13 protein-coding genes are annotated in these 12462 nt (G+C 69.9%); 6 read left to right on the top strand and 7 right to left on the bottom strand.

All coding sequences use genetic code 11. The annotated features are described in order from the left end of the window. Window positions 1–9 precede the first annotated feature (9 nt). From ACFYZL_RS01925 to ACFYZL_RS01935, 3 genes are all read right to left on the bottom strand, one after another. The gene (locus ACFYZL_RS01925; protein WP_384751846.1) at window positions 10–1407 is read right to left on the bottom strand and encodes an FtsW/RodA/SpoVE family cell cycle protein; all 1398 of its coding nucleotides are present in this window, start codon (window positions 1405–1407) and stop codon (window positions 10–12) included. Between the two features lie 186 nt (window positions 1408–1593). Beyond that, the gene (locus ACFYZL_RS01930; RefSeq protein ID WP_388675230.1) at window positions 1594–2052 is read right to left on the bottom strand and encodes a DUF6234 family protein; all 459 of its coding nucleotides are present in this window, start codon (window positions 2050–2052) and stop codon (window positions 1594–1596) included. Between the two features lie 136 nt (window positions 2053–2188). Continuing rightward, the gene (locus tag ACFYZL_RS01935; RefSeq protein ID WP_388675233.1) at window positions 2189–2686 is read right to left on the bottom strand and encodes a hypothetical protein; all 498 of its coding nucleotides are present in this window, start codon (window positions 2684–2686) and stop codon (window positions 2189–2191) included. 256 nt (window positions 2687–2942) lie between these two features. Between ACFYZL_RS01935 and groES the strand changes: the two genes are divergently transcribed. Then, complete coding sequence (gene groES / locus ACFYZL_RS01940) at window positions 2943–3251, top strand: co-chaperone GroES (RefSeq protein ID WP_007265952.1); 309 nt, start codon at window positions 2943–2945, stop codon at window positions 3249–3251. A 112-nt stretch (window positions 3252–3363) separates the two neighbouring features. Further along, entirely contained in the window at window positions 3364–4992 is a 1629-nt protein-coding gene (gene groL, locus ACFYZL_RS01945) for a chaperonin GroEL (protein WP_376661595.1), read from the top strand. A 156-nt stretch (window positions 4993–5148) separates the two neighbouring features. Here groL and ACFYZL_RS01950 read toward each other — a convergent pair whose 3' ends face one another. The 3 genes from ACFYZL_RS01950 to ACFYZL_RS01960 all read right to left on the bottom strand — a co-directional run bounded on the left by ACFYZL_RS01950 (window position 5149) and on the right by ACFYZL_RS01960 (window position 7413). After that, window positions 5149–5847, bottom strand: a complete 699-nt coding sequence (locus ACFYZL_RS01950; RefSeq protein WP_384751837.1) for an ester cyclase — start codon at window positions 5845–5847, stop codon at window positions 5149–5151. Window positions 5848–5912: 65 nt separating this feature from the next. After that, on the bottom strand, window positions 5913–6686 hold the full coding sequence (locus ACFYZL_RS01955) for an SDR family NAD(P)-dependent oxidoreductase (RefSeq protein WP_384751833.1): 774 nt from the start codon (window positions 6684–6686) through the stop codon (window positions 5913–5915). 31 nt (window positions 6687–6717) lie between these two features. Beyond that, window positions 6718–7413 carry an MOSC domain-containing protein gene (locus ACFYZL_RS01960; RefSeq protein WP_388675237.1) on the bottom strand — a complete coding sequence of 232 codons (696 nt, stop codon included), beginning with the start codon at window positions 7411–7413 and terminating at the stop codon, window positions 6718–6720. A gap of 79 nt (window positions 7414–7492) precedes the next feature. On the opposite strand from ACFYZL_RS01960, the gene ACFYZL_RS01965 reads away from it, so the two are divergent. After that, window positions 7493–8392 carry a LysR family transcriptional regulator gene (locus tag ACFYZL_RS01965; RefSeq protein ID WP_384751827.1) on the top strand — a complete coding sequence of 300 codons (900 nt, stop codon included), beginning with the start codon at window positions 7493–7495 and terminating at the stop codon, window positions 8390–8392. 214 nt (window positions 8393–8606) lie between these two features. Here ACFYZL_RS01965 and ACFYZL_RS01970 read toward each other — a convergent pair whose 3' ends face one another. Beyond that, window positions 8607–8933, bottom strand: a complete 327-nt coding sequence (locus ACFYZL_RS01970; protein WP_376661599.1) for a WhiB family transcriptional regulator — start codon at window positions 8931–8933, stop codon at window positions 8607–8609. Between the two features lie 389 nt (window positions 8934–9322). Here ACFYZL_RS01970 and ACFYZL_RS01975 point away from each other — a divergent pair, with 389 nt between their 5' ends. The 3 genes from ACFYZL_RS01975 to guaB all read left to right on the top strand — a co-directional run bounded on the left by ACFYZL_RS01975 (window position 9323) and on the right by guaB (window position 12460). Beyond that, on the top strand, window positions 9323–9934 hold the full coding sequence (locus ACFYZL_RS01975) for a response regulator transcription factor (RefSeq protein ID WP_003948568.1): 612 nt from the start codon (window positions 9323–9325) through the stop codon (window positions 9932–9934). A gap of 272 nt (window positions 9935–10206) precedes the next feature. Beyond that, window positions 10207–10836, top strand: a complete 630-nt coding sequence (locus ACFYZL_RS01980; protein WP_384751824.1) for a sigma-70 family RNA polymerase sigma factor — start codon at window positions 10207–10209, stop codon at window positions 10834–10836. A 124-nt stretch (window positions 10837–10960) separates the two neighbouring features. Beyond that, window positions 10961–12460, top strand: coding sequence for an IMP dehydrogenase (gene guaB / locus ACFYZL_RS01985; RefSeq protein ID WP_384751821.1), 1500 nt, complete (start codon window positions 10961–10963; stop codon window positions 12458–12460). Window positions 12461–12462 lie beyond the last annotated feature (2 nt).

Genomic DNA, 12462 nt, shown 5'->3' on the forward strand with positions numbered 1-12462 from the left:
TGGCCCGCCCTAGGACGCCACCACCACCGGCGTGATCGTGGTTTCCACCGGGCCTCTGGCGTCGGCTTCGCGTTGGCGTTCCGCGCTGTCGCTGATGCGGAGGAGGAGGGCGATCATGATCCAGTTGGCCAGCAGGGACGAGCCGCCCTTCGCCAGGAAGGGCAGGGCCTTGCCCGTGAGGGGGATCAGGCCGGTGACGCCGCCCGCCACCACGAAGACCTGGAGCGCCAGGGCCGAGGCCAGGCCCACCGCCAGGAGTTTGCCGAACGGGTCGCGGGCGCCGAGGGCCATGCGCAGGCCGCGCTGTACGAGGAGCGCGTAGAGGAGCAGGACGGCCATGACCCCGGCCAGGCCGAGTTCCTCGCCGACGGTGGTGAGGATGAAGTCGCTGCGGCCGGCGAACCCGATGAGATCCGGGTGGCCCATGCCGAGGCCCGTGCCGGTGATGCCGCCCGTGCCGAAGCTGAAGAGGGCCTGCGCCGACTGGTCCGAGGTGACACCGGGTGGGCGCACCTCCCAGTAGTAGGACAGCGGGTTGAGCCAGGCGGCCACTCGGGCCTTCACGTGCGGTTCGGTCGACCCGACGACGAAGGCGCCCACGGCCGCCATGAGCAGCCCGCACACGATCCAGCTCGTGCGCTCGGTGGCCACGTAGAGCATCACCACGAAGACCCCGAAGAAGATCAGCGAGGTGCCGAGGTCGCGCTCGAAGACCAGGACCAGCATCGAGACGATCCACACCGTGATGATCGGGCCGAGCTGGCGCATGGGCGGCAGGCGGACGCCGAGGAACTTGCGGCCCGTCAGGGCCAGCGAGTCGCGGTGGACGACCAGGTAGCCGGCGAAGAACACCGCGATCATGATCTTCACGAATTCGCCGGGCTGCAGGGAGAAGCCGAAGAGTTTGATCCAGCGCTTGGCGCCGTAGGTGTCCGCGCCGAAGAACGCCGGTGCGATCAGCAGCACCAGTGAGACGGCCATCGTGATGTAGATGAAGCGTTGCAGGAGGCGGTGGTCGCGGAGCAGCGCCAGGACCAAGAGGCAGGCGGCGACGCCGACCACCGTCCACATCAGCTGCCCGGGCGCGTTCGCCTCCGCCTTCCAGCGCTCGATGTAGCTCTGGTCGAGACGGTGCAGGAACACCAACCCCAGTGCCGTCAGCAGCATGGCGAGGGGGAGGATCAGCGGATCCGCGTAGGCCGCGAACCGTCGCACGCCCAGGTGCCCGACCAGTGACAGCAGGGTCAGGCTGACCGTGAAGCCCGCCAGGTTGGGCGGCAGCTCGTCGTTCATGGCGAGGCCGGCGGCGGCATGGCCGAAGACCGCGATGGCCATGACGAAGAGCAGGAGCAGCGCCTCGGTGCGGCGGCGGGCGCCGGCCGAGGTCAGGGGTTTCAGCCCGAGCACGCGATCAGCTCGCGCACGGTATGCCGCCGACGTCCTTCGGTGCGGGGGAGGCGGGTGACGGGTGGGATGGGTGTGACACCGCCTCACCTGCGGTCGGGGCCGCGGAAGCCTTCGGTCCGACATGATCGGCAATGAGGCGCTTTATCTTCATGTCGTCTATGACGTTTATGTCCTGCCCGTGGTTCCTCAGCCGCCGAGGCACTCGCTGCTGTCCCCGCCGCTGCGGCACTGTCGGCTCGGCTCGGTGGCGGTCGGGTCCGGCTTGGTCGCCGGCGGGTGGCCGGTCTCGTGCGAGGCGCCCGCCATCATCAGCAGCAGCCCGAGCAGCAGTACGGAAGCCAGGCCGTGCACGGCGGTGGAGAGCGGTGCGCGCCGGCGGTGGAAGCCGAGGGCGGTGAGGGTGGCGACGCAGCACAGGATGCCGAGGACGGTGAACGTCGCGGCGGTGAGGGGGAGGCCCTGCCACTGGCCGGCGGCGCTGTCGGTGCGTTCGAGCAGGCCGAACTCCTCGACGGTGACGTAGAAGAGGGCGATGAGGAGGGCCGCGCCCAGGGCCAGGGCCGTGAGCAGGGCCAGGGCGAGGTCGGCGCCCCAGTGCATCGGCTTGCGCGCCGGGCGTGCCGGGTGTGTCGGCCGGGTCGTCATGTCCCGCAGTCTCGCGGGAGGTGTGCGGTTCCGTACAGGGGCTGCGCCCGAACTCCTGGGGCTCCGCCCCGGACCCCGCGCCTCGAACGCCGGCGGGGCCGGATTCGCCTCAAACGCCGGCGGGGCCGGGTTCGCCTCAGGTGTCGAGGGGGCTGGATGTGGGCGCCGATGGTTGTTGGGTGCGGGTCGGGCGCCTTCTGCGGCTCAGCGCCGCCGCCGCCGTTCGGGTCGGGTGGATCAGGGCGAGGGCGCCCGCGGTGCCCGGGCCGAGCCAGACCAGGGGGTCGCGCCGTACGGCCGTGTCCGCCGCCGGGCCGCTGACGGTCACCGCCACCGGGCCGGTCGGCGGCACCTCGAACGCGGTGTCGACCTCGACCGCGGCCAGCGTGAACGAGCCGTCGGTCGCCGTGAAGCTCCCCGCGCAGGTCAGGGCCCGCTCGCCCGCCTGGTACGGGGCGTCCCGGCAGTGCTCCGCGCGGAACGCGCCCTCCACCCCGGTCAGCTGGATCGCCAGCCGGGGCGCGGCGCTCGACAGGAAGTAGACCCCGACCGCGAGGCAGACGGTGATCGGGATCGACCGCCGCAACCACCACCGCCACGGCATGCGCGAACCGCCCGCGCTGGTCCTGGTCATGGTGCGAGCGTAGTGATCCCGAACGTGCGTACGCCCGCGTTTTCGCGGTTCGGGAGGCGGGATCGCGCAACGCCGTACGGCGAGAATTGGCACTCCGCTTGACCGAGTGCTAATCGCCGGAATAGTCTCGCACCTGGCACTCGCCCCGGGTGAGTGCCAACACAGCGACAGGCAGGTCCGGCACCCGCGACGACGGATCGACCTGGTCGCCACCTCAGACAGTTAACCCCGGATCTCCGAAGGGGGAGGTCGGATCGTGACGACCGCCAGCTCCAAGGTTGCCATCAAGCCGCTTGAGGACCGCATCGTGGTCCAGCCGCTCGACGCCGAGCAGACCACGGCCTCCGGCCTGGTCATCCCGGACACCGCGAAGGAGAAGCCCCAGGAGGGCGTCGTCCTCGCCGTGGGCCCGGGTCGCTTCGAGGACGGCCAGCGTCTCCCGCTGGACGTCAACGTCGGCGACATCGTGCTGTACAGCAAGTACGGCGGCACCGAAGTGAAGTACAGCGGCGAGGAGTACCTCGTCCTCTCGGCTCGCGACGTGCTCGCGATCGTCGAGAAGTAATTCGCTTCACCAGTACTGCTTTGAGCTGCGCCCCTGGTCACCCCGCTGATTGCCGGGCGGCGAGGGGCGCAGTTCGTTAAACCCGAGTTTTCGAGAGGGCTGAACCGCTCCCATGGCGAAGATCCTGAAGTTCGACGAGGACGCCCGTCGCGCCCTCGAGCGCGGCGTCAACAAGCTTGCCGACACGGTCAAGGTGACGATCGGCCCCAAGGGCCGCAACGTCGTCATCGACAAGAAGTTCGGCGCGCCCACCATCACCAACGACGGTGTCACCATCGCTCGTGAGGTCGAGCTGGACGACCCGTACGAGAACCTGGGCGCCCAGCTCGTGAAGGAGGTGGCGACCAAGACCAACGACATCGCGGGTGACGGCACCACCACCGCCACCGTGCTGGCCCAGGCGCTGGTCCGCGAGGGTCTGCGCAACGTCGCCGCCGGCGCTTCCCCGGCCGCCCTGAAGAAGGGCATCGACGCCGCGGTCAAGGCCGTGTCCGAGGAGCTCCTCGCGACCGCCCGCCCGATCGAGGACAAGTCCGACATCGCTGCCGTCGCCGCGCTCTCCGCGCAGGACCAGCAGGTCGGCGAGCTCATCGCCGAGGCGATGGACAAGGTCGGCAAGGACGGTGTCATCACCGTCGAGGAGTCCAACACCTTCGGCCTGGAGCTGGAGTTCACCGAGGGCATGGCCTTCGACAAGGGCTACCTCTCGCCGTACATGGTCTCCGACCAGGAGCGTATGGAGGCCGTCCTCGACGACCCGTACATCCTGATCAACCAGGGCAAGATCTCGTCCATCCAGGACCTGCTGCCGCTGCTGGAGAAGGTCATCCAGGCGGGTGGCTCCAAGCCGCTGCTGATCATCGCCGAGGACGTCGAGGGCGAGGCGCTCTCCACCCTCGTCGTCAACAAGATCCGTGGCACCTTCAACGCCGTGGCCGTCAAGGCCCCCGGCTTCGGTGACCGCCGCAAGGCGATGCTCCAGGACATGGCCACCCTCACCGGTGCCACCGTCATCGCCGAGGAGGTCGGCCTCAAGCTCGACCAAGCCGGTCTGGACGTGCTGGGCTCCGCCCGCCGCGTGACCATCTCCAAGGACGACACCACCATCGTCGACGGTGCCGGCTCCTCCGACGAGGTCCTCGGCCGCGTCAACCAGATCAAGGCCGAGATCGAGTCCACCGACTCGGACTGGGACCGCGAGAAGCTGCAGGAGCGCCTGGCGAAGCTCGCCGGCGGCGTCTGCGTCATCAAGGTCGGCGCCGCCACCGAGGTGGAGCTCAAGGAGAAGAAGCACCGCCTCGAGGACGCCATCTCGGCGACCCGCGCCGCGGTCGAGGAGGGCATCGTCTCCGGCGGTGGCTCCGCGCTCGTCCACGCCGTGAAGGTGCTGGAGGACAACCTGGGCCTGTCCGGCGACGAGGGCACGGGTGTCGCGGTCGTCCGCCGCGCCGCCGTCGAGCCGCTGCGCTGGATTGCCGAGAACGCCGGTCTCGAGGGTTACGTCATCACCTCGAAGGTCGCCGAGCTCGACAAGGGCCAGGGCTTCAACGCCGCTTCCGGCGAGTACGGCGACCTGGTCAAGGCCGGCGTCATCGACCCGGTCAAGGTCACCCGCTCCGCGCTGGAGAACGCCGCTTCCATCGCCTCCCTGCTGCTCACGACCGAGACCCTGGTCGTCGAGAAGCCGGCGGAGGAAGAGGCCGAGGCCGGTCACGGCCACGGTCACGGCCACAGCCACTGAGGCCGAGCGCCTCGACGGGCGACGCCTCCACGGGCGACGCCCCCAAGCCTGATCGGCTGAATGGCTGACCGGCCGAACGGGCGAACGGAAAAGGCCCCTGCCGCACGCGAGTGCGGTGGGGGCCTTTCCCTTTTCCCGTTTCCCGGCCGCTTCGTGTTACTCCATCACTCCCAGCTGCCGCATGAGGGACATGGCGTCGTAGTGCCAGAAACCCTCCTTGATCATGCCGTCCTCGCAGCGGAAGGTGGTGGTGCCGTCCATCGAACAGGTCTTGCCGGTGTTGGCGACGCCCATGAAGTCGGCCTTCTGGGTGCCCGTCCACGTCCACACGGTGGTGACGCAGTCGTCCTGGGCGAGCTGCGCCTTCTTCGTGAACGTGAAGTCGAAGGCGTCGCGCCATCCCGTCACGTCCTTGCGGATCGCGTCGCGGCCGATCTCCGGTTCCATGCCCTTCATGACGTCGTGGTCCATGTAGTCCTCGGCGAAGATCTCGTCGATGGCGCCCATGTCGCCCTTCATCGCGATGTCGTCGAACATCCGGTTCACCATCATGGTGTTGAGGTGCTCGTCGCGGATGACGTCGAGGTTGGTGAAGGTCGGCATGCCGTCGCAGAGGGCCACCATCTCCTTGAACATCCGGTCCGTCTCCGGGAGGTTCGAGTTCTTCATGGCCTCTTCGTACGAAGGGAACTCGACCACGTCGACATAGTGGTTCTCGGACTCGCGGTCCTTGCCCAGCATGGTGTGAGTCAGCGTGCGCTTCCCCTGGCCCTGGGCGACGTACCTGTCGAGGAGGGCGTTCAGGGCCTCGGGCTGCTTCGTCTCGTAATCGACTATCTGTACGAATCTGGTCATGATCTCTCCCGGGCTGGATGGGGCACATCCAGTTTAGGAAGAATCCACCCATTTGGCCCGGTTTATCACTGGGGCCCGTACTTGCGTCCCGTGCGCGAGGACACCCCGCCCAGCAGCCCGCGCGGGGTCATCTTCACCACGCCCATCAGCGCCTTGTAGCGGGGGTCCGGGATGGAGACCGTCTTGCCCCGGGCCAGGTCGGCCAGGGCCGCGGCCACCAGCTTGTCGGCGTCGAGCCACATCCAGTTGGGGATGTTGTCGGTGCCCATGCCGGCCCGCTGGTGGAACTCGGTCCGGACGAATCCCGGGCACAGCGCCATCAGCCGCACCCCGGATCCCGCCAGGTCCTTCGCCGCGCCCTGGGTGAACTGCACGACCCACGCCTTGCTCGCCCCGTAGGTGCCGCGCGGCACGAAGGCGGCGACCGAGGCCACGTTGATCACGCCGCCGCGGCCGCGCGAACGCATGGATTCGCCCGCCGCCGAAGTCAGCCGCAGCACGGCCTCGACGTGCACCTTCAGCATCGTCAGTTCGTCGGCCATGGAGACTTCGAGGTAGCGGCCCTTGTTGCCGAAACCCGCGTTGTTGACCAGCAGGTCGACCGGGTGCTTGCGGTCGGCGAGTCGCTCCTCGACGGCCTTGATGCCCTCCTCCGTGGAGAGGTCGGCGGTGAGCACCTCGGCCTCGATGCCGTGCCGGTCGTGGAGTTCGGTGGCCTGCTCGCCGAGCCGCTTGGTGTCGCGTGCCACCAGCACCAGGTTGTGCCCCTGGGCGGCGAGCCGCCTGGCGAAGGCGGCGCCGATGCCCGCCGTGGATCCCGTAATCAACGCAGTCGTCATAGGCGCAACCTAGCGGCCCCGGGTGAGGGCGCTACCGCGCCCCGTTGGACGTTCCGTACTTCTCGATGTGCAGGCGCACCCTCTCGTGGGCCTCGGGCTCCATCGCGGCGCCGGCCGCCAGGGTGCGCGGCATCAGGTCCCGCTCGGTGGTGAAGGCGCGGAACCAGAGCGAGACCGTCACGTCGTGGTCGGGGCGGTGGACGATCTCGACCGGGTCGCCGGGGGAGACGTGGCCCCCCTCGATCACGCGCAGGTACGCGCCCGGCCGCATCCCCTGGGTGAACCGCCTGACCCAGGCCCGCTCGCCGAGGACCCCCTGGAAGGTCCGGCACGGGATGCGGGCCGAGGCCACTTCCAGCACGAGGTCCGGGCCGACCCGCCAGCGGTCGCCGATCAGGGCCCCGTTCACGTCGATGCCGGAGGTGGTGAAGTTCTCGCCGAAGATCCCGCCGGGCAGTTCGCGGCCCAGTTCGCCCTCCCACCAGTCGAGGTCCTCGCGGGCGTACGCGTACACGGCCTGGTGGTCGCCGCCGTGGTGGCGCCGGTCGCAGACGGCGTCGCCCTCCACGCCGCTCCCGAGGCCCGTGGCCCTGGGGCCGGGGGCGAAGACGCGGACCGGCCCGGGGACGGGGCGCTTGCCGTGGCCCGTCACCCCGCCTTCGGCATCGGTGTAGTCGACGGCCGTCGCGCGGCCGAGGTTCACGGAGATGAGATGAGAGGGGCCCATGCGCACACGCTAGCCGCGCAGGCCCAAAGCGTCACTGGGATATTCGCGCGATGGTCAAAGCGGGGCTTATGCTCGAAGGGTGATAGAGGCACGTCATCTCCGGGTTCTGCGCGCTGTCGCCGGGACCGGTTCCTTCTCCGCCGCCGCCCGCGAACTGGGCTGCACCCAGCCGGCCGTCTCCCAGCAGATGAAAGCGCTGGAGCAGTCGGCCGGCACCCCGCTGCTCATCCGCACGGGCCGCGAGATGCGGCTGACCCAGGCCGGTGAGGCCCTGGTCCGGCACGCCGCGGGGATCCTGGCCGGGCTGACGGCGGCCGAGGAGGAGGTCGCGGCGATCGCCGGGCTGCGCGCGGGGCGGGTCCGCCTCGTCTCCTTCCCCAGCGGCAGCTCGACCCTGGTGCCGACCGCGCTCGCGGCGATGCGCGCCGAGCACCCGGGCACCCGCATCTCCCTGGTCGAGGCCGAGCCCCCGCGCTCGGTGGAGATGCTGCGCGAGGGCGACTGCGATCTGGCGCTGGCGTTCCGGTACGGGGGGTCCGCCGGGTCGGCCGCCGAGTGGGAGGACCTCGTGGTGCGGCCGCTGCTGACCGATCGGCTCGTCGGGCTGGTTCCCGAGGGGCACCGGCTGGCCGGAGCCGAGCGGGTGGGCATGGCCGAGCTGGCCGACGAGCCCTGGATCGCGGGCTGTCCGCGCTGCCGCCGCCATCTGGTGGAGGTGTGCGAGGGTGCGGGCTTCACCCCGCGCATCGACTTCGCCACCGACGACTACCCGGCGGTGGTCGGCCTGGTCGGCGCCGGGCTGGGCGTCGCGGTGCTGCCCGAGCTCGCGGTGGAGTCCGTACGGGCCAAGGGCGTGAGCACCGTGGCCGTGGAGCCCGCCGTGGAGCGGGAGGTCGTGGCGCTGACCCTGCCCGACCTGGCGCGGGTGCCGGCCGTGGCCGCGACGCTGGCCGAGCTGGAGCGGGCCGCGACGCGCTGATCGCAGGGGGCGCACCGACCCTGCCCGCGCGCCCCACGCGTGCACGCGCGCGCCGACCGTACGCACACGGTGGCGTGCGTACGGCCGAACGCGTGACGTGCGGGCCGAAGGCCCGGCACGCCCGGGCGCGGGCGGTGGTTCGGAGGGATTCGGGTTCGGAGGGTCTGAGCGTCGGAGGGGAAACGTTCCTTCGGGCGTTTCGTCTCGTGTGCCGTCAGTGCGGCGTGATCGGTGCGATCGCACTCGACGCGGGGATCAGGCGGTGCCTGGCGCGTCCCATCAGTTCCTCGCGTTCGTCCTCGGTGAGGCCTCCCCACACCCCGTAGGGCTCACGGACGGCGAGTGCGTGCGCGGCGCATTCCGAACGCACCGGGCATCTCATGCAGACCTCTTTAGCCGAGGCCTCGCGCGCGCTCCTGGCCGCGCCCCGCTCACCCTCCGGGTGGAAGAAGAGGGAGCTGTCGACCCCGCGGCAGGCGGCGAGCAGCTGCCAGTCCCAGAGGTCGGCGTTCGGTCCGGGGAGGCGGGAGAAATCTGCCATTGGTAGTCCTCTTGGTGCCGGTACTGAGGCGGATACGGTCCATGTCTCCAAGGGTCTCCACACCTACTGTCGGAGTAGATGTAAATATGACTCATTGGGAATCTAGCCTCAGACATGTGCCAAACGGAAGGAAAGCCGCCAAATAGGGCATAGCTCCAGATGGAGGACGGATGACGTGTGGCGTCCGTGTCGTGATCGGTTCCTCACGTAGAGTGCCGAAGGTGTCCGTCCGACCCGTAACTCTTTCGAGTGACCATCGTTGAGAGTGCGAAGGCGGTTGAACCAATAAGTTCCCGGACAGGTGTCCGAGAGCATCGACCGCACAGGTGACGATACGTACCAGCCTGGAGGCTCAAGGTGACGCGCATCAGCAGCTGCGGAGGGCGGTCATGACTTCCGTCCTCGTCTGCGACGACTCCCCGCTTGCCCGAGAGGCGCTCCGTCGCGCGGTTGCCACCGTGCCCGGCGTCGAGCGTGTGACGACGGCCGCCAACGGCGAGGAAGTCCTCCGCCGCTGGGGTGCCGACCGCTCCGACCTGATTCTGATGGATGTACGGATGCCCGGGCTCGGCGGTGTGGAGACGGTCCGCCGCCTGCTCTCTGCCGACCCCGGGGCCCGCATCATCATGCTGACGGTCGCAGAGGACCTGGACGGCGTGGCCCTCGCGGTCGCCGCCGGCGCCCGCGGCTACCTGCACAAGGACGCCTCGCGCGCCGAACTGCGGGCCACGGTCACCCAGGCGCTCGCCGACCCGACCTGGCGACTGGCCCCGCGCCGGCTCCGCTCGGCCGAGATGGGCGCCGCGCCCACGCTCACCGCGCGCGAGATCCAGGTGCTGGAGGGCATGAGCCACGGCCGGTCCAACGCGGAGATCGGGCGCGAGCTCTTCCTCTCCGAGGACACGGTCAAGACGCACGCGCGCCGTCTCTTCAAGAAGCTCGGCGCCTCGGACCGTGCACACGCCGTCGCACTCGGTTTCCGTTGGGGTCTCGTGCGCTGACCCGGCCCGGCGATGGTGAGCCCCGCCTACCCGGTGCGCACCCGGGGATTGGCGGGGCACAATCCGGGGGACGTGTCGCTTCGTGCGCGATGCCGCATCCTTGAGGGTGTGCCGCATTCTGGGAAATGTGGGGTCCTCGTCCTCGGGGACCATTCGGCCGAGCGGGAGGGGAGGGCGCAAGCATGAGTTCAGGCGCACCCGCTCATAACGCTTCGACGCATGAAACGGGCCGCGGTGCCACGGATCCGCCGGCGCCAAGGCACCATGGATTGATGCGTGAAGACGAGGCCCTGGGGTCACCCGCGGCCACAGGCCCCACCGGCGCCGCCAAGGGCGGAAGCGCCGGGGCCGTCAGCGCGCTCGTACGCCGGGCGGTCGAGGGCGACGAACAGGCCACCCACGACCTGCTCGCCTTCGTGCACCCCCTCGCGATCCGCTACTGCCGCACCCGGCTCTCCCGGCTGCCCGGCGACGCCCGCCACTTCGTCGAGGACCTGGCGCAGGAGGTCTGCGTCGCCGTCCTCATGGCGCTGCCGCGCTACCGGGACACCGGGCGGCCCTTCGAGGCGTTCGTCTTCGCCATCGCCGCGCACAAGGTCGCCGACCTCCAGCGGGCCGCCATGCGCCACCCGGGCAGCACGGCCGTCCCGTCCGACGAGATGCCGGAGCGCCCCGACGACTCGCTGGGGCCGGAGGAGCGGGCGCTGCTGAGCAGCGACGCCGCCTGGGCCAAGAAGCTCCTGGCGAACCTGCCGGAGAACCAGCGCGAGCTGCTCGTGCTGCGCGTGGCCGTCGGGCTGACCGCGGAGGAGACCGGGCAGATGCTCGGAATGTCCCCCGGTGCGGTGCGGGTGGCCCAGCACCGGGCGCTCAGCCGGCTCCGTGCGCTCGCGGAGCAGTAAAAACCCGCTGCGAAACTTGTATCAACCTACGAAAATGGCCATCGATCTTCATCGTGGAATGAGACGCGGCGGGATCCCGTTAGCATGGACATCCGCGCTGAGCAAGACCATTTGGGAAGGTGTCATGACCGCCGACGGAGTGCCCGACAAATTCGCCACGCTCGGACTGACCTACGACGACGTGCTGCTGCTGCCGGGCGCGTCGGACATGTCGCCCGATGCGATCGACACCTCCTCCCTCATCTCGCGCAACGTGCGAGTGAACGTTCCGCTGCTGTCCGCGGCCATGGACAAGGTCACCGAGTCCCGGATGGCCATCGCGATGGCCCGCCAGGGCGGCGTCGGCGTCCTGCACCGCAACCTCTCCATCGCCGACCAGGCCAACCAGGTCGACCTGGTCAAGCGCTCCGAGTCCGGCATGGTCACCGACCCCATCACGGTGCACCCGGACGCGACCCTGCGCGAGGCCGACGAGCTCTGCGCGAAGTTCCGCATCTCCGGCGTCCCGGTCACCGACCCGGCGGGCAAGCTGCTGGGCATCGTCACCAACCGCGACATGGCCTTCGAGTCGGACCGCAGCCGCCAGGTGCGCGAGGTCATGACCCCGATGCCGCTGGTCACGGGCAAGGTCGGCATCTCCGGCGTGGACGCCATGGAGCTGCTGCGCCGCCACAAGATCGAGAAGCTGCCGCTGGTCGACGAGGCGGGCATCCTCAAGGGCCTCATCACGGTCAAGGACTTCGTCAAGGCGGAGAAGTACCCGAACGCCGCCAAGGACAAGGACGGCCGGCTGCTCGTCGGCGCCGCGGTCGGCGTCGCCGGTGACGCCTACGAGCGCGCGCAGGCCCTGATCGAGGCGGGCGCCGACTTCATCGTCGTCGACACCGCGCACGGCCACTCCCGCCTGGTCGGCGACATGGTCGCCAAGATCAAGTCGAACTCCTCCGTCGACGTCATCGGCGGCAACGTCGCCACCCGCGACGGCGCGCAGTCGCTGATCGACTCGGGTGTCGACGGCATCAAGGTGGGCGTCGGCCCCGGCTCGATCTGCACCACCCGCGTCGTCGCCGGCATCGGCGTCCCGCAGGTCACCGCGATCTACGAGGCCTCGCTGGCCGCCAAGGCCGCGGGCGTCCCGGTCATCGGCGACGGCGGCCTGCAGTACTCCGGCGACATCGCGAAGGCCCTGGTCGCGGGCGCCGACACGGTGATGCTCGGCTCGCTGCTCGCGGGCTGCGAGGAGTCCCCGGGCGAGCTGCTCTTCATCAACGGCAAGCAGTTCAAGTCGTACCGCGGCATGGGCTCGCTCGGCGCCATGCAGTCCCGCGGCGAGCAGCGCTCCTTCTCCAAGGACCGCTACTTCCAGGAGAACGTGGGCGGCGACGACAAGCTGATCCCCGAGGGCATCGAAGGCCAGGTCCCGTACCGCGGCCCGCTCGCCGCGGTCGTGCACCAGCTCGTCGGCGGCCTGCGCCAGTCGATGTTCTACGTCGGCGGCCGCACGGTCCCCGAGCTCCAGGAGCGGGGCCGCTTCGTCCGGATCACCTCGGCGGGCCTCAAGGAGAGCCACCCGCACGACATCCAGATGACGGTCGAGGCTCCCAACTACAGCCGCAAGGGCTGATC

This window comes from Streptomyces sp. NPDC001717 (assembly GCF_042892775.1).
Taxonomy (GTDB): Bacteria; Actinomycetota; Actinomycetes; order Streptomycetales; family Streptomycetaceae; genus Streptomyces.

Coding starts and splice junctions, on each gene's coding strand:
- ACFYZL_RS01930 (WP_388675230.1), bottom strand. CDS start 2,052: ATGACGACCCGGCCGACACACCCGGCACGCCCGGCGCGCAAGCCGATG.
- ACFYZL_RS01955 (WP_384751833.1), bottom strand. CDS start 6,686: ATGACGACTGCGTTGATTACGGGATCCACGGCGGGCATCGGCGCCGCC.
- ACFYZL_RS01980 (WP_384751824.1), top strand. CDS start 10,207: ATGCGTGAAGACGAGGCCCTGGGGTCACCCGCGGCCACAGGCCCCACC.
- ACFYZL_RS01975 (WP_003948568.1), top strand. CDS start 9,323: ATGACTTCCGTCCTCGTCTGCGACGACTCCCCGCTTGCCCGAGAGGCG.
- groL (WP_376661595.1), top strand. CDS start 3,364: ATGGCGAAGATCCTGAAGTTCGACGAGGACGCCCGTCGCGCCCTCGAG.
- ACFYZL_RS01960 (WP_388675237.1), bottom strand. CDS start 7,413: ATGGGCCCCTCTCATCTCATCTCCGTGAACCTCGGCCGCGCGACGGCC.
- ACFYZL_RS01935 (WP_388675233.1), bottom strand. CDS start 2,686: ATGACCAGGACCAGCGCGGGCGGTTCGCGCATGCCGTGGCGGTGGTGG.
- ACFYZL_RS01950 (WP_384751837.1), bottom strand. CDS start 5,847: ATGACCAGATTCGTACAGATAGTCGATTACGAGACGAAGCAGCCCGAG.
- guaB (WP_384751821.1), top strand. CDS start 10,961: ATGACCGCCGACGGAGTGCCCGACAAATTCGCCACGCTCGGACTGACC.
- ACFYZL_RS01970 (WP_376661599.1), bottom strand. CDS start 8,933: ATGGCAGATTTCTCCCGCCTCCCCGGACCGAACGCCGACCTCTGGGAC.